Here is a 21548-nt window from a genome sequence, read left to right on the forward strand (position 1 = left end):
CACACAAATAGACGACTCCGAACCCACAAGGTTCCTTTTTTTATAAAATAATTATGAAATATTTCCCCCATCCTCTTAAAAGATCGAATAAAATTTATTTTAGTATCGTTTCCTATCCCTTCCAAGTGTTAGAATAAGAGAGTTGGTTTTTGTATAAAAACCTTTAATCTACTAGATAGCATCACATACATAAAGGAAGTGTTATAAATGAAAAAGTTCAACCTGGTTATTGCAAGTGCACTACTTGCTTCAAGCCTCGCAGCATGTTCAAACCCGACATCCAGTTCATCCGGAGAAATTGAAAAAGCTGAACAACAAACGGATAACCAAGAACAGAAAAATGCAACAAGTGACCCGAAAGATTCAGGGGAAAAGCCAGCTAATCCGGACAATACTTCGAAAGAAAAACCTGAAGTAGAAGAAAAAGCAAAACCGGTTCAACCATTTGAAGCCCTAGAGCCTGCTAAGGATGCAAAACCTTTAAAACAAACAATGTCCGAGGAAGACTTAGCTAAAATGCCTGTTGTCGAAGCACATGGGGAAGACCGAACCAGAAAAACACCAGTCGGCCAATTGTTAATCGAAGGAAAGACAGATGAAACCGATGGCCCCTTGAAAGATCATCGCCTGGTGACCTTTTATGGACATCCCGACTCTACTAAAATGGGCATCCTGGGCGAGATGCAGCCGGATGCTTTGATGGCAAAGCTAAAAGAACAAACCCAGAAGTATTCGAATGCCGACCCTGCCCATCCAGCAGTTCCTATGATAGAACTTATTACAACTGTCGCACAGCGAACACCGGGGCCAAATGGCCTTTACTACCATATGACCTCTGAAGAAGATATTGAAAAATACGTCCAGCTTGCAAAGGAAAATAATGCACTGCTTATGCTCGATGTTCAGCTTGGCCGGGACAACGCGTTACATCAAGCAAAGTTAGTTGAAAAGTGGTTGAAACTCCCATTCGTGCACCTGGCTATTGACACAGAATTTCACGTTGACGAGGGTCAGACACCGGGAATCGATCTTGGCCAGGTAGATGGTGCCGAAATTCAAGAAACTGTTGAATACGTATCAAAACTGGTGGAAGAAAACAACTTACCTGATAAAGTTGTCCTTGTGCACCAATTTACAGATAAGGCTGTTGCCAATAAACAAGAAATAAAACCTACAGAAAACGTTGAAGTTGCCCTGAATTTTGACGGTTATGGACCGTCTGCAGTGAAGATGTCACTATACCGCAAGTTCGTTCGAAATGACGCAGTTCAATATGGCGGCTTTAAGATATTCTATCAAAAGGACAATCCTGTTCTTACTCCGGAAGAAGTATTAAAACTGGATCCAAATCCGGCCATTATAAATTATCAATAAATCGTTTGAGTAATCTATAAGAAACTTACTATGCAACTAAAGCAATCGGCACAGTCGGTATTCATTTCAGATCAACGGTATTAGTCGTATGCTATAATCAAGCTTCCCTGTCACAATATGATGAAGAATGAACTTTTCAATTTAATCCTTCAAATTAATTATTCAGTAACCAGCAGGAAAAAAAGATACCAGGTTGAAATTATTGAAGTATTTTATTTAATAAAAATGGAGGATATCACATTGGCAGATGAAAAAATTGTAATAGGTGCCGAAACAAAATACCCACTTAATGGAATGTTAAGTATTCCAAATAAAACTAACGGATTACTTCCGGCTGTTGTTTTGATTCATGGTTCTGGTCCAAGTAATATGGACGGAAAAGTAGGAAATAACTATCCTTTTAAAGATCTTGCCGAAGGTTTATCCGCAAAAGGTATTGCAGTTCTACGGTATGACAAGCGAACTTTTGTCTATGGTAAAGAAATGAAAAAGGATACCGGTATATCAGTAAAAGAAGAAACAATTGAAGATGCTATTCTAGCAGCAAATTACTTGCGAAAAGATACACGTATTGATCCAAGCAATATTTTTGTTATAGGGCATAGTATGGGCGGGATGTTAGCTCCTCGAATTGATGCTGAAGGCGGAAATTTTTCCGGAATTATTATTATGGCTGGTTCCCCACGTAAAATGGAAGACATTATGATCGACCAAAATAACACAGTTTTAGATTCACTTAATAAACTTTTAAAATTAGTTGCAAAAAAACAGATTGCTTCATTATCTTCTAAGCTTGCCAACATGTATAACCTTACCGATGAAAAAGCAAAATCAACCAAAATTTTAGGAAACATAAGAGCGTATTACTTTAAAGAAATGGGCGAACATCCAGCTCCTAATTATTTGCGTGAATTGACTAAACCAGTTTTAATCTTGCATGGAGAAAAGGATTTCCAATCATCAGTGGAAAAAGACTTCAATGGCTACAAAAATATATTAAGTGAAAAGCCACACGCTACATTTAAACTTTATCCGAACTTAAACCATGCGTTTATGCCATCTGTTTATGGGGAAATTTTAAAAGCAAAAAAAGAGTATAAAGTTGCACAACATGTAGATAACCAAGTAATAAATGACATTTCTGATTGGATTCACTCAGTAAAGAACGCCCAAATCGCACAAACCTCCAGTCAACAACATACCTAAGAATTTCTCTGAGACAATAAAACGACGTGCCAAAAATGGCGCGTCATTTTTCTATCATTTATTTTCATTTCTAAAAATAGGGTGAATCCGTTGTCGTATATGAAGGCTTTCATTATTAATAATAACGAGTTCATTCATACTTAGAAGGATCAACAACTAAAGTATAAATTAAATAGACGATAAAACAGGCTGCCATCGTCAAAAATCCCCATCCAAGTGTTACTTGCTCCTTTAATAGATAATTGTTACATAATTCAACAGGTGACAGCGTATATACCAATCCCAACCCTACAAACAAGAACGAAAAGAGAATAATAACTGCATTTTTAACAGCTGTAGTAAGCTTCATCCAGCTATCCCGTAACGGAACCCCTGCTAAGAACGGCAGGCTGACAAACTTAAAGATTTCAATCATTTGAACAGAGAGTGCCTCATCCATCGTCCTTGGTAACATCCAATAAAGGTTTATAACAACAAACAGTAATATGCCAGCGATTCCATCTTCATTCCATTTTTCTAAAAAGGCAGGGAATCTTAGCAGAAAAAACTTTCCCATCAAAAAACCAGCAACTATCAATAGCGGCATCTGCATATGCATGTGAAAGATCATAATCGACTCTAACAGATCAGCCACCGGAGGAAGCATCAAGAAAAAAAATAGGATCAAGCCAAAGACCGATTGTTTCATTGATTTACTCCCCCGTTTCTTTAAGTATAGTCAAGACTTTTTGAGCTGCCTCATCGACCTTTTTATAATCCATCACATCGATAAGCTTTCCTTTTTTGTTAACTAAATAAAATGCCGAGTTATGTGTAAAGTTTCCGAAGCCATCTGGAATGACGATCACACCAAACTCCTTTAGCAACATTTCCAGGTCCTTTTTATCAGGAATCCTTGCCATTCGCCATGTCTCACCATCACTATTAAAATAGCCTTTGTATTTGTCCAGCGCTGCCGAAGTATCACGGGCAGGATCAAAGCTTATGCTTAAGAATACAATATCGTCGCCAAGGTACTTTTGTGGTATCTGGCTATATACATGGGACATATTCATTTCTAGTTTTGGACAAACGGTCGAACAGTAAGTATACATAAAGGTGATAAAAACATACTTATCCTTAAATTCTGAGAACGTATAAGTTCTGATCTCACTATCCTCTAACGTTACTGCTGGAAATTCTGGTTTGTTTTCAATCAAACCGTTCACTCTTGCTGTCTCAGAAGTAAAAGCTGTAAATTCATCAGTTCCTGCATAGAGCAAAACGAAACCAAAAATCAGGACTACGATGACCGATATAATTTTTTGCCGGCTTTTGATCATTTCAGATCACTTCCTACAGTCTTCATATTAGTATTGAGGACAAAAGAGATAACTCCACTTGAAGAGTTATCCCTTCTCGTCTTTGATTACCATGTTTTAAATGGCGGAGAACCCGGTGGTGCATTTCCGATAAAGTCTACAAGCGGAATGACATAACCCATCGCGATCAACAGTAGCATCACAACGATCCAGGTTCCCCAGCGTTCTGTCCAGTAAGGTGTTTTCATTTCTTTATCCTCAGCTTCAGCTATCGGGAATTCGGTTTTCCCTTTTGGAGCCCGGAACATGAGATAGAATACAGCATAGACCTGCATGACCACACCGATAATTAAAAGCGTTCCCCCTACTGCAAGAAACATAAGATATGGATTCCAGCTTAAAGCTGTTGCGTTATCAAAATAGGTAGTATAAGAAGTCCGGCGCGGAGCACCAAGTAATCCGACCCAGTGCATCGCTCCAGACATAAACAGCATTCCTGCAGTCCAGATAAGTGTCTGGATAACTCCTAGTTTATTAATTTTCGGTGTCAATGTACGGCCAGAAATATACGGAACAAGCCAGTAACTGATGCCGAAGAAAGTCAGCACGACAGAGGTTCCTACTGTTAAATGGAAGTGACCTACGATCCATAAAGTATTGTGGGCTACCTGGTTCAACTGGTTCGTTGTTTGGGCAATACCTCCTGCTCCTCCAGGGATAAAGGCGATCATAGCAATCATTGGAGCGAGGAATCGTACGTCACCCCACGGCAGCTTCTTATACCATCCAAGCAGCCCGGTGCCGCCTTTTTTCCTTGCTGTACGTTCAAATACGGAAAACATTGCATAAGCAGTCATTAATGATGGAAACGCAATCGCTAAACTCATGAACACGTGCAAATATTTTACTGGTTGTGAAATACCCGGGTCGATGATCTGATGGTGGAAACCACCCGGAATATTCATTACAACTAACAGGATAACGACAACCCTTGTAATGGTATCGCTAAACCTTCTGCCTCCGATTATTTTAGGAACTATGACATACCATGCAGAAACGGCAGTTAAATACCAGATGTTTACGAGTGTATGTCCAAAAGCCCAGAACAGTGTACGGCTCAGCATCACATTAACTGTTTCTGTCCATCCGAAAGACCAGGGGATCAGGGTCAACACTTCGATTGCGACCGGAATACTTCCGAAGAATAAAAGTACAAACACAGCTGTAGCAAAATACGAAAGGATCGGAAGGTTCTGTCCTTTGTTTTGTTTTCTCCAGTGGGCAACATTCATAAATGCTCCAAATGCACACATCCAGACGCCGAGAACGATCAATGTAAGACCTATATAGAAATACGGCGATGCTGCCATAGGAGGATAAAAAGTATATAAGACAGACGCTTCATTCATTAAAATCGGAATGACTGCAAAGACAAAACCGATGATTTTCATCGCAAAGCCGATCCACGCCATCTTTCTTACTTGTGGAAGCAACCCTCCAAGATTATAGGAGAGAGCCGCATAAAAATAACCGATCGTAAAGAAGGCCGTCAATACCACAACTAAAAGTACTCCGTGAGCTGTAAGTATTTGATAATAGTTAAGCCAGTGAGGCAGTTCCAGAAGACCTGCCCGGTTTAATCCCTGGAATAATCCAAGGAATCCTCCTAACAATAATGCTGTGAACGCAACGATCATATAGACCCTGGATATCATCGCATCCTGTAAACTTATCCCTAAAGCTTTATTTTCATTTTTCTTAAAAGGTATTGGTTGAACTACTTCTGCTTTTGCTCCCACAATAACTTCCCTCCCTTATTTAACGATGATCTTCATTGTCATCGCCTGATGCCCTGCACCGCAATATTCATTACATAACACCAGATATTCTCCTGGCTTATCAAATTTTTGCGAAATCTTTTGAATATATCCTGGCGGAACCATTGCATTTATATTTGTTCCTACCACCTGGAAACCGTGGACAACATCTTTTGAGGTTAAGGTAAAATGGACTGTAGAACCTGCTGGAATCTCTATTTCGTTCGGATTAAAACTAAAAATTTGCATTGTCATTACTGCCTCATATTCTTTTTCACCGACTTTTTTAAGACCTGGATTATCAAAAGGAGCAGTTTGATCTACTTTTTGCGGGTCAATCGTTTCCTGGTTACTGGGCGGTCCCATCCCAAGTGCGAATGTCTGATAACCTGTAATGAGCATGAAGCCAAGCAACATTCCAAAACTTATTGTCAGCCAAATGATTTCGGAGCGATGCATCTTCATCTCGTCACCCTCCTATCCTGGACATATACAGCCAGAAGAACAGTACATAGGTAAGAAAAATAACTGCTCCTACAACACCGACTGAAAATATGGTCCCTTTGTTTGATAGTGACTCCGGAGTTTTTGCTTTCTTCTGGTGAGCCATTAAAATCAACCTCCTAAATTGTGGTGTTACAGTAATCTTATATGAGAATTATTTTTAATGGCGTGAGGCGTATCACTTACTTAAAACTTTTTATTTGCATTAAAGAGTGTTTTTAACGAGGCGGAGAAAAAACAAACAAAAAAAACAGAGTACGCGCATCGAGATACTCTGTTCGATAAAAAGCATTTTTACAAAAAAATGCCTTTTATTATATAATTGCAAAGGGGAAAGGAGTTTTTTTATGTGGAAAACCCTTTATGAAGTCTTTTTGTTTTTATGTGTCATACTATCCGTTTCTACAATCTGGTACGATTCTCCCTTTCAAACGGAGATTTTATATAGCACATGGATTGTTTTCTTCTGTGATTATATTGTAATGCTCTATCTTTCTGAAAAAAGATGGGAATATATAAAGAAGCATCCATTTGATTTAATCGCTCTTATTCCTCTTGATTCCATTTTCCAGGGAGCAAAGTTAGCGCGCTTATACAGGCTGTGGCGAATTAAAACAATCGCGAAACGATTTAGTAATCCGATGGTCGGAAAGGCGATGAAGTATACTCCTAAACACTGGTTTTTAACCAGCTTCATGGCTGTTGTTCTTTCTACAATTCCGTTTTATTTCTTTGAACCACTTGTGAATTCGGCAACTGACGCGTTAAAGTGGTCATTCGGATCGATCCTGTTTTTTGGCAACAGTGATGTCGAACCGGAAACGTTTATTGGAAAAGTGTTAATTATATTGCTTACAATTATCGGATTAGTGATGCATGCCTTGATTGTTAAGCTTATGCTTATTAATATTGATCGAGTTAAAAATTACAGACAAAAGAAAAGATCAAAGACAGATGCCGCTTGAAATAACGAACCGGTTCTACGGTTCGTTTTATACCAAGACTTCCTAATCGAATTAAAGTTTTATAGCAGAAAGAACATAGTTCATAATCGAAAAAATTTACCCAGCTATGTTTACTTGTTTCATTAAGATCCTTTTACCATCATATTAAACTTTCGGAAGGTATTTTTGATACCAAGTATCAGCCAATGCTTTTAACTCATCTAAATGCCCCATAAAGCTATGGGTCGCTCCTGAAATCACTTCAAGTCTTGAGCTGGTGGGAAGATAGTCCATTCCTTTTTTGGAGTTCTCTAACAACATCAACTCTTCTTCATCGTTTTTGTTATCTCCATGGATAATCAATACCGGACATTTCACTTTGCTTAACAGCTCTTCTTGGTTAACACTGGCAAAGTCATCTAGCATTTGTTTTTCTATCACTACCTCTGATCTGTAAGGCTCATTTCTCTTTTCTGTTATAAGACTAGTTTCGGCCAGCTCATTCATTTGTTCCATCGTAAAAAATTCATCCCAGTTATAATGCATCGGACCGGTCCCGGCTCCTGACAGGACCATCGTTTCGATATCACCGGAATACGCTTTTAAGCAAACGAGTGACCCGAGGCTGTGCCCGTAAAGCCCGATCTTTCTAAACCCTTTTGACTTTGCATAGTTAATTGCTGACTGAAGATCTTCCACTTCTTTCTCAGCATTTATACTGTCATCATCGCTTTCACCGCAACCAGAAAAGTCAAACGTCAACACATTAAATCCAGATTTATTAAAGGCTTCCGCCAGTAATGGAAATCTTCCTCTTGAATATTTATCGGAGGTAAAACCGTGCGCCATGATGATGCTCGACTTAGATGGTGCAGGATATAAAATGCCTTTTAAAATTTTGCCTCTTCTGTTTTGAAATTCAATTTTTTCCATTTTCACATCTCCACTGTCTATCTGAAATGATCTAGCTTCGATCTTTATGTAACAGAAAAACCCATTTCCCGCTTAAGGTAACGATCTTTGCAGAAAATGGGTTAGATGATCAAAATAAAAATGTTCTTTTAAGAGGAAGGTTATTGGATAACCTTTTGTGCACACATGTATAATTTCTTAGTCATTTCCTTTAAGGTAAATATCAATCGCTTCCTTATAACGCTGATAGTACCTTGGAATGTGGTTGATCAATAACAGTTCGGCATATAAATGGCTCTTCATATTAAAATCTTCAAAATCGATATTCGTTATTTCAACGATTTGTTTTAACCTGTAATTTAATGTATTAGGATGAATATAAAGTTGTTCAGCCGTCTTCTTTGCCTTGCCGTTGTTAGCAATATAAAGTTCTAGAGTCTTAAGAAATTCTGTCTGACTTTCTTCATCTTTTTTTAACAACTCTAACAGTTGCCCATTCACATATTCTTCCGCATTATTTTTTTCATAAATGGAAGCTAAGTAACGGTAAATTCCCAGTTTTGAAAATTCAAATGGGATACGGTTAAACTTTTCGCCTGCAAAATTAGCCGTTTCAATTACTTCTAACGCTTCAAGGAAGCTTTTTCGCATATTGATAAGCTGAGCGTATTCTTTTCCGACACCGATTATTAGCGGAATGTACTCTTGTTCAGTCAAATTTCCCTGAATATGATCGATCAAGTTTCTTGCAACCTCTGTCGGAGTAGATTCGTTTCTTCTATCTTTTCTGATAATCGTCACTGTTTGATATTCCGTTTTCAGGATAAGAAGCCTATCCCTTTTGGAGAAGCTATCAAAGATTTTAGCGACTTTATCTACAAGTACGTTATCCCCCGGTGTTGTAAGCGAAACAACCAGAACGGCAAACTTGTTCGGTAATGACAGATTTTCGATAGCTGCTTCCCTTAGAATCTGATTTTCACTCAAATACTCATGATGCAGTACTTTCCAGAGGAGTTGTTCTTTTTTCCCTTCCTTCTCCTTAGCTTTTGAGTAATATTTATAGATCAGCTTGCCGATATGTGGTGAAATGTCCTGCAAAAATTTCAATTCACCTTCCAATAGAATGTTGTTAGATTCCTGTACCCATATGTATCCCATCGTTTTCCCCCGATGCCTGGCACTGATCACGATACGCTGATAAAAGCCAAGTTCTTCTATGGGGGCTATTCGAATCGGGTCTGGTTTTCTTTCAAGCTGCTGCACGATCCCTTCTTTTTTCAAACGATCAATAATAAAAATAGGACATTTTTTGGAGAGGATAGTTTTTTGCTGCGTCTGGTCGAATTCTTCGTCCTCCGCTGAACTATACGCAAGCAGTTCGAAGTTCTTGTTTTCTATAATTACCGCTTTATTCAAGAAAGAACTGATTAAGTCGGTTGCAGTATTTATATTTTCTACTTGAAAAATTCGTTCTGTGTTTTCCATTTTTTTCTCCTACTTTTTCAATCCTGGCACGTTTCTTCAAAACGATTATTTTGTACCATTATATCCTTTATGAACCAAAAGAAAAAGGAAGAACCACTCTTAAAAAAGAAATCAGATCTAACAGATAGAAAAATTAAAGACGCAGCATTAAGCTACGTCTTTTAACACAGTTGTTTCATTATCCTTAAAACATTTCAGAGATTGTTTTTGCCTGCATGTGAAGGATCAAGTAATCCGGTCCGCCTGCTTTGGAGTCAGTACCAGACATTTTAAAGCCGCCGAACGGATGGTATCCAACGATCGCTCCTGTACAGTTACGGTTGAAGTAAAGGTTACCTACCTGGAACTCATCCTTCGCTCTTTCGATATACTCACGGTTGTTTGTGATCAACGCGCCAGTCAAGCCGTATTCTGTGTTGTTTGCAACTTCCATCGCTTCATCAAAATCTTTTACTTTTGTAAAAGCAACAACTGGTCCAAAGATTTCTTCCTGCTGGATGCGTGCCTCAGGGTCAAGATCTGCGAACACAGTCGGCTGAATGAAGAATCCTTTTGAATCGTCCCCAGTTCCGCCTGCAACAAGGCGTCCTTCTTCTTTCCCGATTTCGATGTAACTCATGATCTTGTCATAAGCTCCCTGATCGATTACAGGTCCCATGTAATTTTCATGGTCAGTCGTATCCCCTACAGTCAGTTCGTTTGTAAGTTCGATTACGCGATCAAGTACTTGATCATAAACGTCTTCATGTACTACAGCACGTGACCCAGCGGAACACTTTTGCCCGGAGAAGCCAAACGCTGAAACAGTGATCGCCTGCGCTGCTAATTCAAGGTCTGCATCCTTTTCAACAACAACAGTATCTTTCCCGCCCATCTCAGCGATAACACGCTTCAGGTGAGTTTGGCCAGGATGAACCTTTGCAGCACGTTCGAAAATGCGTGTTCCTACTTCACGCGAACCAGTAAAGCTGATAAGAGCAGTCTTCGGATGGTCAACAAGGTAGTCTCCCACTTCAGCTCCACTTCCAGGAACGAAGTTAAGAACGCCTTTCGGAAGCCCTGCTTCTACCAATACTTCAACAAACTTAGCTGCTATAACAGGTGTTGCACTAGCTGGTTTCAATAGAACCGTATTTCCTGTAACGATTGGAGCTACTGTGGTTCCAGCCATGATCGCAAATGCAAAGTTCCATGGCGGGATGACAACTGTAACACCAGTCGGCTTGTATACGTAGCGGTTATCTTCACCAGGACGGCTATTGATCGCTTTTCCTTCGCCAAGCTCGATCATCTGGCGAGCATAGTATTCCATGAAGTCGATCGCTTCTGCTGTATCTGCATCCGCTTCTTTCCAAGGTTTACCTGCTTCGTATACAAGGTAAGCAGAGAATTCATGCTTACGGCGCCGAACGATTGCTGCGGCACGGAACAATAGCTCGGCTCTTGCTCTAGGAGTCCATTTTCTCCAGCTCTTAATAGCTTCATCTGCAGCCTGGATCGCTTGCTCAGCAATGTCTTTGTTCGCTTTTGAAACGCGGCCGATAACCTGTTCTTTGTTTGCCGGGTTAACAGAAACGATTTTGTCATCCGTACTGATGCGCTCACCGTTTACAAGAAGATCATGATCCTTGCCAAGTTCCCCTTTCACCTTTTCTAACGCAGCTTCAAACTCTTTTTTGTTTTCCTCAACAGTAAAATCTGTAAATGGTTCATGTTTGTATGGAATCATCTTAAATCCCCCTTAGTTTAATTTATTTATCAAAAATATAAATTGATAGCAATGCTATATATGCTTGAATGCTTTAAAAATTGGTACTACAGAACGATACTTCATTGCTCCCCTTAAAAATGATTAGACAAAATCTTATTTTTAAGAGCGTAATCGAACCAGTCTTGTTGTAAACGTGGATACGTCATGTTCACAAGTTAGAATCCGCTTTTACATAAGAGCCACCGGGAGAGCAAAAACTAGAAATTTGCCAATGCTGAAAGCTATTACTTCTTAAACATCCCCTTCAACACAAAAGCGATATTCGCCGGGCGTTCTGCCAGCCTTCTCATAAAATACCCGTACCAGTCGTTCCCATAAGGGACATACACTCTCATATTATATCCCTCTTTTACAAGCTGATACTGAGTTTCTGTGCGCATTCCGTATAACATCTGGAACTCGAACTGATCCTTGGGAATTTCATGCTCCTTCACTAGCTCTTTCGTATATTCAATAATCGCATCATCATGACTTGCAATAGCCGTGAAATGCCCGTTCAACAGATGTTTCTTTATTAGATGCTTCAGGTTTTCATCCACCTTTGCTTTTTCAGGAAAAGCTACTGATGGCGGTTCCTTATATGCTCCTTTAACAAGCCTTAATCTTGGTGCAAGACGGTCCAGGTCATCAAGATCTTTAGCCGATCTGTACAAATAGGACTGAATTACAGTACCGATATTATCGTATTTCTCTTTTAATACTTTGAATAACTCTAGCGTCTTTCCACATCTTGTTGAATCTTCCATGTCGATCGTAATAAAAACATCATGCTTTTGAGCTTCCTCCATAATCATCTTCATGTTTTCAAGTACAAGCTCTTCACTAATATCAAGTCCAAGTGATGTAACTTTCAATGATAATTGTGAATGGAGATGATGTTTATCGATACTCCTGACTGCTTCAATTACTTCAAGAGTACGCTCTCTTGCTTCTTCTTTGTTGTGTACGAATTCTCCTAAGTGATCTACCGTTGCAAGGAGCCCCTGACTGTTCAGTTGCTGAATCAGTGGAATTGCATCCTCGAACGTTTCTCCGCCAACAACCTTATCTGCTCCAATATGGAATCCCCATTTTCTAGCAAGACGGTTCAACAACTGATTATTTGAAAGGTATAAAAAGAAGCTTTTACTGATCGCTTCCATAGCCACCATCCTTTCCAGGGTACATATTCTAGAAAGAAATTGTTAGAAAACTTTTTCTCTTACAACAACTATACCCGGAGGATGGAAGGGTTTACAACGTGTCGAAAACACAACGTTTCCTGTCCGTTTTTGTGGTTTATCCACAATAGCTCGATAAGTGGTTAATAAAGCCCGCTCTTATAAGGTTTTCTTTTCATTCGCAAAATAAAAAAGCACCCATTATAGAGTGCCTTTCACATAAATAAATGGTTAAATTATTCTCTTCTTGTCTACTTTTAACAAAGTCCTAAAAAGAATATCCGCCCCTACAGCGACATCTTCTTTATCTGACCACTCTTTCGGGTTATGGCTGATACCATCCTTCGAACGAATAAAAATCATGCACATTTCAGCAATCGATGCCATCACCATCGCATCATGGCCTGCACCGCTCGCTAACATATACGGACGAATACCCAATTCTTCCACACTTTCTTTCACCGCATCCATTAATATCGGGGAACTTTTTGCCGGCTTAAGTGTATGGAGCTCCTCGATTTGATAATCTATATTGCGTTGAAGACTTGTTTCGTGGGTGTAATCCTTTATCATGCCGATGATTTTGTTAAGGTTGTCTTCTGAAAGGTCCCTGACATCCAGAGAAAACTCAACTTCTCCCGGAATAATATTAACCCCTCCTGGACTAGCATGAATACGCCCGACTGTCGCAACAGTTCCCTCTTCTGCTGCAGCAATCTCTTCAGCATAGCTAATTATTTTTGCTGCTGCAGCGAGCGGATCCTTTCTTAAGTTCATCGGCGTTGTGCCAGCGTGACCAGCCTCTCCCCTAAGTTTGACACTTAGCCACTTTACTCCAACGATTCCCGTTACAATACCTGCAGGCAGGCTCTCATTCTCAAGCTCTTTCCCCTGTTCGATATGGAGCTCCAGATAAGCTTTAACTGTTGAAGGGTTACGTTCTGCTTTTTCAACCAGTTCCGGATGATATCCCATCTTTTTCATTGCATCTGCAACTGATATTCCATCATTATCTTTTAACCGATGCAGCTCCTGTTGAGACAACTGCCCTGCAATAGCCTGGCTGCCAAGCATTCCTGATGAAAACCTTGCTCCTTCCTCGTCCGTGAATGCAATGACTTCAATTGGCGAGTCTGTTTCAATTTCCCTGTCTTTCATTGTGTGAAGCGCCTCTATTGCAGTCAAGACACCTGCAGGACCATCGAAAAAACCGCCGCTTAGTACACTATCGATATGGGAACCTACGATAATAGCAGCTTCAGAGGGATTCTTTCCATCCTTTCTGCCGATCAGGTTCCCGATCTCGTCTTCATAAACATTCAGACCTGCCTCTGTCATAAGCGAAGAAACGAATTCCTTCGCCTTTTTTTCCTCCGGTGTAAAGGAAAGTCTTGTAATGCCGCCATCCTCATTTCGTCCAATCTTGCTTAGTTCCATCATATTATTCCATAACCGTTCTTTATTAATATCCATATTAGAACCTCCCTTTAGTAACATTTGATATGTTAAGCTTCAAATTAAACAGCTTACACGAACTGCTATCTATCAATCAGTAGAAAAGGAGGCCGCTTAAAGCCTCCTTTAATCACTTAAATAATTCCCTGCGCACGGAGAATGATCTCTGCAATAACCGCCGAACCAAGGAAGGTTCCGATAAATACGAAGCTTGCAACAACAATACTTCTCCACCCTAACTGGACGAAGTCAGTCCAGCTTCTCCCAATCGCTATTCCGGCGTATGCTAGAATCGGCGTTGTAAGAGCTAAGAGATTAACTGATTCTGTTGATCGAATGACCCATTCTGATCCAGGCATCCATGGCATCGAAACAACAATTCCGATTATGCCTATATATGCGACACTCGGCAGCTTCCATGGCAATACTTTTGCAAGTATTAATCCTGCCAGTGCAATTCCTATCAATACTAGCATCCCGGGAATTGCTTCTAATGGAAGAACATCATATCCAATCCAGTTTCCAATTAAAGTAGCAACCCCGAAAATCCCTAATAATAATATCCACTCTTGAACATTCTTCATGTTGGTTATCCCCCTATTTTCTTTTTCATTTTTGGCTGCGGCTGAAGATTGCCTTTCCTGCTTCTTACTCTGTCCAGTGCATTATACAGCTTTACTGTTAACGGCAACCCGATGAAGATACTCATATATAGGCCAGTCGAAAGTGACAACAAGTTACTGGCACCCGCAAAAGCGATAATATCTTTTTCCATCGAAGGAAACGCCGCAATCAGCGAACCGCTTGCAGCTGCCATCATACTGCCACTGCCTATTCCTGAAGCCATCGCAAAAGAAAGAGGGTTCAAAGGTGTTATTGTCGCCAAAAATCCTGATATGAGGCCCATGAAGATCGCGCCGAAAACAGTTCCAAAAATATAAATAGCCATAACCCCTCTGCCTTCAGGGGAATTAAATCCATATTTATCTACAATTAATCCTACGTTTGGCTCCCGCGCAACGGAGTGGGTCATCCCGATGCTTTCTCTTTTCAAACCAAGAAAAACGGCTATCGGAAGCGCCAGGAGAATCGTTCCAAGATTCCCAAATTCCTGCAGCAGTAATGCTGGACCTGCTTCAATAATCTGAGGCAGAGATGGCCCGATGATTACTCCTATCTTTGCGATCAGTAAAGTTACCCCAAGAATAATAAGCGGTTCTGCATTTTTTGCCTGCTTCTCTTTCACAATCGGCGTAAAAAATAAAATAAGTCCAATGACCATCGCGTAAAGCATCGGCAACAGCAGTATTACTCCAGGACCGACTGTAAATTGATGTGTTCCGATCAATTCGGTTAGCACAACAACCGCTAACACAATCGTATGTAAGCGCCAGTCCATCCATATATTTTTTTGTTTTTCATTCACCAATATCCCCTCCTGTTGTTTGAAAACATTGTTTAGAAGTTGTCACACTTTTTAAATGATTCTATTATTCTAGCACTTAGTATACTTTAAGTCCACATTGAAAATACAAGTGTTCTTACCGAAAGAACGATCAGTTTGATTATTGCAGTCTTCTCCTGTTCAAATCTGATATTCTTTTGTTTCAAAAGTTTCTACTAAACTATTTGAATTAGTTTTACTACGAGAGGGGGAAAGCCGTTTTTTAAAATCGCCTGTTCCCGTAAACAATGTTGCACTTGGAGGGAAAAGCAGTTGAGGCAGAGTTCCTTTCCGTGATCAGATCGTTAGCTACTCCACACAAAGCATCACGAAGGTGGCTAATGTCCCATCTCCATTATTCCATCACTAATTGAGGTCATCATATTCTTTATTTTTGACACGGGGCTATTTTTTGAAATTTATAGGTCACTGGTGGGCGTGAAAAACAGCTAAGTAGATACCATGATCAACAATCTTGCTATTGATCCAATCGGCCCCCTTAGATTCTCGCACCTTCCACTTACATCATCCTCTTGTCAATTTCTGTCTCTTTAAATGAATAAAAACCTTATAATTAACACTAAAAAAGGGAATGCCAGGCATTCCCTTTTTTATTTACTAAACCGAAAATTGATCTTTTTTGAAATCCGATATTTTTTCTCGAGTAATATTCCGGTGCCTGTATCCCCATTCAGCCATTTCTTCCAATAGACCGATGACAGACCTTCCGTACGTGGTTAATGAATACTCTACTTCCGGGGGGACGGCCTTATATGACTGTCTATGTACAAGACCGTCCTTTTCCAGTTCCTTTATTTGCTTGATCAATGATTGATGAGGTATCTTGGGAATTCTTTTCTTTAATTCTCCGAATCGAAGGGTTTCTTCATATAACGTAACCAGGATCGCCCATTTCCATTTGCCGCAGATTACATCCAATGTTAGCTTTATATGCTCCATTTTTTCTTTTTTCACTATTTTCCCTCCTGAAGTATATTAAAATATACTACTTTTAAACCTTCTTCACAGCTTATACAATTAATAAAGAGAAGAGTTTGAGTTATAGATTTTTACCCTCAAAATTGCTTCTTTAAGCATTTTTTACTAAAAAAAACAGGGGAATCTAGCTAAAGGGGGATATAATGGGTGATTTTACCGTTATCGAGAAGGAAGTTGAAAGAGTTAAAAACAAAATAATTAAAAAAGTTGTAGTCTCCCGGACAGAAGCCCAAAAAGAAAATCTTTTTTTAAAGAATATGTTTGCGGCTTTTTTAAGCCTTTCTTCAGAATCTTTTAGAGCTTCAAACGAACTTATCGAGAAGCGATTTACCGACTGGGCAGTTGATAACGCTCATAGAGCAATAGAATGTGGTTTAACTCTGGAAAGAATATTAGAACAGTTGGATAAATGTAATGAAGCATTCTGGGAAGCTACAAGCGATGTAGTGATTGAACAAAATATATCAAGAGATAAATACATTAAGAGAGCCCTCTATGTTGGTTCCATGTTGAATAACGGTATTCATTCCTTTACTCTGGCCTACAGTAACCTTTATCAAAAAAAGCAATTGAACGGAAAAAAAATCACTCTAAAGATGAGTGATTTGATTCTGCCTATTACAGAGAAGGCTGGAGTCCTCCCGTTGGTTTTGGACCTGAACACTCAACAAATCTGTATTCCTTTAAAAGAAATAATGGAAAAAGTTTTGCATGAAAGATTGCAAATGTTAATCATCGATTTGTCCGGTATACAAAAAATAAACGCGGGCACAGTCAATGAACTCAACAAAATGATTGCAAGTCTTTCGATACTCGGTGTTAACATAATGCTGACAGGAATCCAACCTGCAACTGCTCAATCCATGCTTAAACTGGAAAAAAACTTTTCAGATGTGACGGTACACAGCACTTTGAAACAGGCAGTGCAGCACATCCTTGTTTAACAATTAAATACGGAAGGATTTACATTAAAAGTATTGTTCTTCTTCTCCAGGGAAGAACACGCCTTCCATTCCTTTAATTGTATAGATGACGATGTTTCTTTTTGTATCAATGCATACGAGAATATAGTCGCCCTTTTTGTCCACTAACCGATGTCCATAAGGCAAGCTGGGATAGTTTTGAATAGTAATCCCCCTTAAATCCACTTCTGAACTGATCCAATCATTGATTCTTTGCTTTGCATCCATCTTTACCCCCATCCTGCTTTTCTTTATCACAGCTGAACTTCCAAATCTCTAGTTTCCGAATTCTATTGGGCGCCTTCCGAATGCATATAACTTTTTATATCGCCAACTGTTATTTGAATACCTTCTTCCTCTACATCCCAAACGTTTTTTTACAATAAAGTTTCAACTTTATATCAATTTTAAAGATAATATGTAAAAAAAGCCAAATTCTGCAATATTGCAAGAACTCAGCTTCTTTTGGTTTAAAGCAACCTTTCTTCTGCCTGCTTAATTTGTTCTAAAACCTGAACCTTGCCCGTTCCTCCCGCACTTTCACGTGCATTCATCACATTTTCAGGATTCAGGACTTTGTAAATATCTTCTGTAAAAAGCGGACTGAACTGATTAAATTCTTCCATTGATAAACCTAACAAATATTTGTTTTGCTGAATTGCATAAAGAACGATCTTCCCGATTATTTCGTGGGCTTCCCGAAACGGAAGTCCTTTGTTTACAAGATAATCCGCTATATCGGTAGCATTTGAGAAGTCTTCTTTCACTGCCTGCTTCATGTTATCTTTCTTCACTGTCATCGTGTCGATCATCGGTGCCAGGAGTTTTAGCGACCCTTCTAGCGTTTCAACCGTATCAAACATTCCTTCCTTATCCTCCTGCATGTCTTTGTTGTAAGCAAGGGGAAGTCCTTTCAATACTGTTAACAGCCCGAACAGATCTCCGTATACCCTGCCCGTTTTTGCTCGTAAAAGTTCAGGAACATCCGGATTCTTCTTTTGTGGCATGATGCTTGAGCCTGTACAGAAAGAGTCATCCAGTTCGATGAATTGGAATTCCTGGCTCGACCAGATGACCATTTCTTCAGATAATCTAGAAATATGCATCATCATGATGGAAGCGTTCGAGAGAAACTCCACAATAAAGTCACGGTCACTCACGGCATCCATGCTGTTCTGGTAAATGTTATCGAAACCTAGCAATTCTGCAGTGCGCTCCCTGTTGATCGGAAATGTTGTACCTGCCAGCGCTCCTGCACCAAGCGGTGAAATGTTCACCCGCTTCAAGCTATCATTCAGGCGCTCTTTGTCTCTTTCAAGCATCCAGAAGTATGCCAGAATATGATGTGCAAAGGAAACGGGTTGGGCACGCTGCAGATGCGTATAGCCAGGAAGAATTGTATCTGCATTATCCTTTGCCTGGTTTAAAATCCCCTGCTGTGTATCTTCTACCAGCCCGATAATTTCTTCTATTTTCCTCTTAAGGTACAAATGCATGTCTGTCGCAACCTGGTCATTTCGGCTTCTCCCGGTATGAAGTTTTCCTCCGATCGGTCCGATTTCGTCGATCAGCAGCTTCTCAATGTTCATATGGATATCTTCATGCTGAACGGAAAATTCCACTTCCCCGTTCTCAATTTTCTTTTCGATCGCTTTTAAACCCTGCTTGATCTTATCAGCATCTTCCTCTGAGATGATTCCCTGTTCCCCGAGCATTTGAACATGTGCAAGGCTGCCCTCTATATCCTCTTTTGCAAGTTTATGATCAAAGCCAATAGAAGCTGTTAACTCTTCAACGAGCTGGTTTGTTTCTTTTGCGAACCGCCCGCCCCATAACTTAGACATCAAAACACCTCCAGGGGTCTGACCCCTCTATTTCTGTGGATAACTTTAAAAATGGAAAACCGGCTGTGTTGCAGCCGGTTTATTTTGCTGTAACTGTTTTCTTCTTGTGCACTTCTGAATGAACTTTTGTTGGCAGTCCCCATAGCTTGATGAAGCCAACTGCTGCATCGTGGTCGAACATATCTCCCTTTAGATATGTTGCAAGCTCTTCATTGTATAAGGAGTGATTCGACTTTCTTCCAACCACCTGGTGATTTCCTTTGAACAGCTTCACACGAATCGTCCCTGAAACCACTTTTTGTGTTTCGTTGATAAAGCCGTCCAGTGCCGATCTTAGCGGTGAATACCATAATCCGTCATAAATGATTTTGGACATCTGCTGATCTACAGTAGTTTTGAACTGGGATACTTCACGAGTTAAAGTCAAAAACTCAAGCTCTTTATGAGCGTTAATTAATATTAATGCACCTGGATTTTCATACACTTCTCGAGATTTGATCCCTACTAATCTATTTTCGATATGGTCGATTCGCCCGACCCCATGTTTTCCTCCAAGCTCATTTAGTGTTTCGATCAACTCTACGAGCGGCACTTTTTCACCGTTCAATCCAACCGGTGCGCCTTCTTCGAAATCGATCTCGATGTATTCAGGAACGTCAGGTGTCATATGAAGCGGTGCCGTCCAGTCAAACGCTTCTTCAGGAGCTTCCGCCCATGGATCTTCTAAAACGCCTGCTTCACATGCGCGGCCCCATATGTTTGCATCGATCGAAAACGGATTCTCCAGCTTGATCGGTATCGGGATGTTCTTTTCTTTCGCGTATGCGATCTCTTCATCTCTTGTCATTCCCCATTCACGAACAGGAGCTACAACTTTAAGATCAGGATTCAGCGCTTGAATCGATACTTCGAAACGAACCTGGTCGTTTCCTTTTCCGGTACATCCGTGCGCAACCGCTACAGCTCCCTCTTCCTCTGCAACTTTTACAAGTAGTTTGGAAATCAAAGGTCTTGACAATGCCGAAGATAATGGATATTTTCCTTCATACAAAGCATTCGCTTTTAATGCAGGTAAAATATATTCATCAGCAAGCATCTCCTTTGCATCGACCATTATCGCCTTGATCGCGCCTACTTCTAAAGCCTTTTTCTTAATCCCCTCAAGATCCTTACCTTCGCCTACATCTAGTCCGAGTGCGATTACATCATACCCATACTTTTCCTGAATCCATTTTATTGAAACGGAAGTGTCTAATCCGCCTGAATATGCTAAAACAATCTTTTCTTTTGCCATGGTTTCTCTCCCCTTTTATCTGCTGTTAATGAATTAATATTTATGATAACGCATTTTTATTCATTTTGCATCAAAAAAATAAAACTTTTTTTATTTTTTTTCCATTAATAGCTTGAGAATGGCTTTTTGGGCATGCAATCTGTTCTCTGCTTCGTCGTATACAACGGAGTGAGCGCCGTCTAAAATACCCGCTGTGACTTCTTCGCCTCGGTGTGCCGGCAGGCAGTGCATGAAGATAAAATCGTCTTTTGCATGCTTGCATAATTCTTCATTCACCTGATATTCCTGAAAAATTGGAAGCCTTTCAGCCAGCTCTTCTTCCTGCCCCATGCTCGCCCATACATCAGTAACGATCACGTCTGCTCCTTCAACTGCCTTAACCGGATCATTTACAAGCTCGATCACGGCATTTGCTTTGTATCCATCTTCAATCGCCTTCTGCATAATTTCGTCTTCGGGTTCATAGCCTTCCGGACTTGCAACGGTAAGATTCATCCCCACTTTTGCTGCACCTTCTATCAAGGAGTGGGTCATGTTGTTATCACCGTCACCTAGATAAGCCATTTTCAAGCCTGAAAGCTGGCCTTTATGTTCTAAAATGGTCAAAAGGTCGGCCATAACCTGCGTCGGATGGTGTGTATCGGTCAGGCCGTTGATAACAGGCACATCAGCTGCCGCAGCGAATTCTTCGATCTTGTCATGCTCAAAAGTGCGAATCATGATGCAATCTACATATCGGGACAGTACCTTTGCAGTATCGTAAACCGACTCTCCTCTTCCTAGCTGGATGTCCTTTGAGCTAAGGAAAAGCGCCTGCCCACCAAGCTGTGTCATCCCTACTTCAAACGAAACCCTCGTTCTTGTTGATGACTTTTCAAAGATCATCCCCAACGTTTTTCCGTCTAACACGTTTTGCTTTGTTCCCTGCTTTTGTTCCTTCTTTAACTCGATCGCAAGCTCGAGCATGTATAAAATCTCTTCAGAATTAAAATCGGATAACTTTAGAAAATCTTTTCCTTTCAGGTTCGGTTCAATAACCGACTTTACGGTAGTTAGTTTTGCGGTATGCATGT

21 protein-coding genes are annotated in these 21548 nt (G+C 40.2%); 4 read left to right on the forward strand and 17 right to left on the reverse strand.

Translation table 11 applies throughout. The features are described 5' to 3' along the window. Positions 1 to 207 precede the first annotated feature (207 nt). Together FCL54_RS12885 and FCL54_RS12890 are read left to right on the forward strand one after the other, a co-directional pair. Positions 208 to 1374, forward strand: coding sequence for a hypothetical protein (locus FCL54_RS12885; RefSeq protein WP_138127039.1), 1167 nt, complete (start codon positions 208 to 210; stop codon positions 1372 to 1374). A gap of 240 nt (positions 1375 to 1614) precedes the next feature. Continuing rightward, a complete protein-coding gene (locus FCL54_RS12890) occupies positions 1615 to 2580 on the forward strand; it encodes an alpha/beta hydrolase family protein (protein ID WP_138127040.1) in 966 nt (321 codons plus the stop codon). Between the two features lie 130 nt (positions 2581 to 2710). On the opposite strand, the gene FCL54_RS12895 is transcribed toward FCL54_RS12890, so the two are convergent. From FCL54_RS12895 to FCL54_RS24055, 5 genes are all read right to left on the reverse strand, one after another. Then, positions 2711 to 3268 (reverse strand): hypothetical protein, encoded by a 558-nt coding sequence (locus FCL54_RS12895; protein ID WP_138127041.1) that lies wholly within the window; start codon positions 3266 to 3268, stop codon positions 2711 to 2713. Between the two features lie 4 nt (positions 3269 to 3272). Continuing rightward, positions 3273 to 3902, reverse strand: coding sequence for an SCO family protein (locus FCL54_RS12900; protein WP_138127042.1), 630 nt, complete (start codon positions 3900 to 3902; stop codon positions 3273 to 3275). Positions 3903 to 3988: 86 nt separating this feature from the next. Beyond that, the gene (locus FCL54_RS12905; RefSeq protein WP_138127201.1) at positions 3989 to 5596 is read right to left on the reverse strand and encodes a cbb3-type cytochrome c oxidase subunit I; all 1608 of its coding nucleotides are present in this window, start codon (positions 5594 to 5596) and stop codon (positions 3989 to 3991) included. 99 nt (positions 5597 to 5695) lie between these two features. After that, a complete protein-coding gene (locus FCL54_RS12910) occupies positions 5696 to 6163 on the reverse strand; it encodes a cytochrome c oxidase subunit II (protein WP_138127043.1) in 468 nt (155 codons plus the stop codon). A gap of 4 nt (positions 6164 to 6167) precedes the next feature. Continuing rightward, the gene (locus FCL54_RS24055; RefSeq protein WP_171016833.1) at positions 6168 to 6308 is read right to left on the reverse strand and encodes a hypothetical protein; all 141 of its coding nucleotides are present in this window, start codon (positions 6306 to 6308) and stop codon (positions 6168 to 6170) included. Between the two features lie 241 nt (positions 6309 to 6549). On the opposite strand from FCL54_RS24055, the gene FCL54_RS12915 reads away from it, so the two are divergent. Beyond that, entirely contained in the window at positions 6550 to 7167 is a 618-nt protein-coding gene (locus FCL54_RS12915; protein ID WP_138127044.1) for an ion channel, read from the forward strand. Positions 7168 to 7311: 144 nt separating this feature from the next. On the opposite strand, the gene FCL54_RS12920 is transcribed toward FCL54_RS12915, so the two are convergent. The 8 genes from FCL54_RS12920 to FCL54_RS12955 all read right to left on the reverse strand — a co-directional run bounded on the left by FCL54_RS12920 (position 7312) and on the right by FCL54_RS12955 (position 16351). Continuing rightward, positions 7312 to 8079, reverse strand: coding sequence for an alpha/beta hydrolase (locus FCL54_RS12920; RefSeq protein WP_138127045.1), 768 nt, complete (start codon positions 8077 to 8079; stop codon positions 7312 to 7314). A gap of 177 nt (positions 8080 to 8256) precedes the next feature. Then, positions 8257 to 9546 carry a PucR family transcriptional regulator gene (locus FCL54_RS12925; protein WP_138127046.1) on the reverse strand — a complete coding sequence of 430 codons (1290 nt, stop codon included), beginning with the start codon at positions 9544 to 9546 and terminating at the stop codon, positions 8257 to 8259. Between the two features lie 184 nt (positions 9547 to 9730). Beyond that, a complete protein-coding gene (gene pruA, locus FCL54_RS12930) occupies positions 9731 to 11275 on the reverse strand; it encodes an L-glutamate gamma-semialdehyde dehydrogenase (protein ID WP_138127047.1) in 1545 nt (514 codons plus the stop codon). Between the two features lie 266 nt (positions 11276 to 11541). After that, positions 11542 to 12459: a proline dehydrogenase family protein gene (locus FCL54_RS12935; RefSeq protein ID WP_138127048.1), complete on the reverse strand. Its 918-nt coding sequence runs from the start codon at positions 12457 to 12459 to the stop codon at positions 11542 to 11544. A gap of 249 nt (positions 12460 to 12708) precedes the next feature. Further along, positions 12709 to 13950, reverse strand: a complete 1242-nt coding sequence (locus FCL54_RS12940) for a Zn-dependent hydrolase (RefSeq protein WP_138127049.1) — start codon at positions 13948 to 13950, stop codon at positions 12709 to 12711. Between the two features lie 116 nt (positions 13951 to 14066). Further along, positions 14067 to 14516 carry a hypothetical protein gene (locus FCL54_RS12945; protein WP_138127050.1) on the reverse strand — a complete coding sequence of 150 codons (450 nt, stop codon included), beginning with the start codon at positions 14514 to 14516 and terminating at the stop codon, positions 14067 to 14069. A 5-nt stretch (positions 14517 to 14521) separates the two neighbouring features. After that, positions 14522 to 15331 carry a DUF3100 domain-containing protein gene (locus FCL54_RS12950; protein WP_171016844.1) on the reverse strand — a complete coding sequence of 270 codons (810 nt, stop codon included), beginning with the start codon at positions 15329 to 15331 and terminating at the stop codon, positions 14522 to 14524. Between the two features lie 663 nt (positions 15332 to 15994). Further along, complete coding sequence (locus tag FCL54_RS12955; protein WP_281281373.1) at positions 15995 to 16351, reverse strand: winged helix-turn-helix transcriptional regulator; 357 nt, start codon at positions 16349 to 16351, stop codon at positions 15995 to 15997. Positions 16352 to 16518: 167 nt separating this feature from the next. Between FCL54_RS12955 and FCL54_RS12960 the strand changes: the two genes are divergently transcribed. Then, positions 16519 to 17319, forward strand: a complete 801-nt coding sequence (locus tag FCL54_RS12960; RefSeq protein WP_138127052.1) for an STAS domain-containing protein — start codon at positions 16519 to 16521, stop codon at positions 17317 to 17319. A gap of 24 nt (positions 17320 to 17343) precedes the next feature. Here FCL54_RS12960 and FCL54_RS12965 read toward each other — a convergent pair whose 3' ends face one another. From FCL54_RS12965 to argF, 4 genes are all read right to left on the reverse strand, one after another. Further along, positions 17344 to 17565 (reverse strand): hypothetical protein, encoded by a 222-nt coding sequence (locus FCL54_RS12965; protein WP_138127053.1) that lies wholly within the window; start codon positions 17563 to 17565, stop codon positions 17344 to 17346. Positions 17566 to 17807: 242 nt separating this feature from the next. Further along, on the reverse strand, positions 17808 to 19181 hold the full coding sequence (argH, locus tag FCL54_RS12970; RefSeq protein ID WP_138127054.1) for an argininosuccinate lyase: 1374 nt from the start codon (positions 19179 to 19181) through the stop codon (positions 17808 to 17810). Between the two features lie 79 nt (positions 19182 to 19260). Then, a complete protein-coding gene (locus tag FCL54_RS12975) occupies positions 19261 to 20475 on the reverse strand; it encodes an argininosuccinate synthase (RefSeq protein ID WP_138127055.1) in 1215 nt (404 codons plus the stop codon). 90 nt (positions 20476 to 20565) lie between these two features. After that, a complete protein-coding gene (gene argF / locus FCL54_RS12980) occupies positions 20566 to 21546 on the reverse strand; it encodes an ornithine carbamoyltransferase (RefSeq protein WP_138127056.1) in 981 nt (326 codons plus the stop codon). Between the last annotated feature and the right edge of the window lie 2 nt (positions 21547 to 21548).

Origin of the sequence: Exobacillus caeni (assembly GCF_005747095.1) — a bacterium.
Taxonomy (GTDB): Bacteria; Bacillota; Bacilli; order Bacillales; family Guptibacillaceae; genus Exobacillus; species Exobacillus caeni.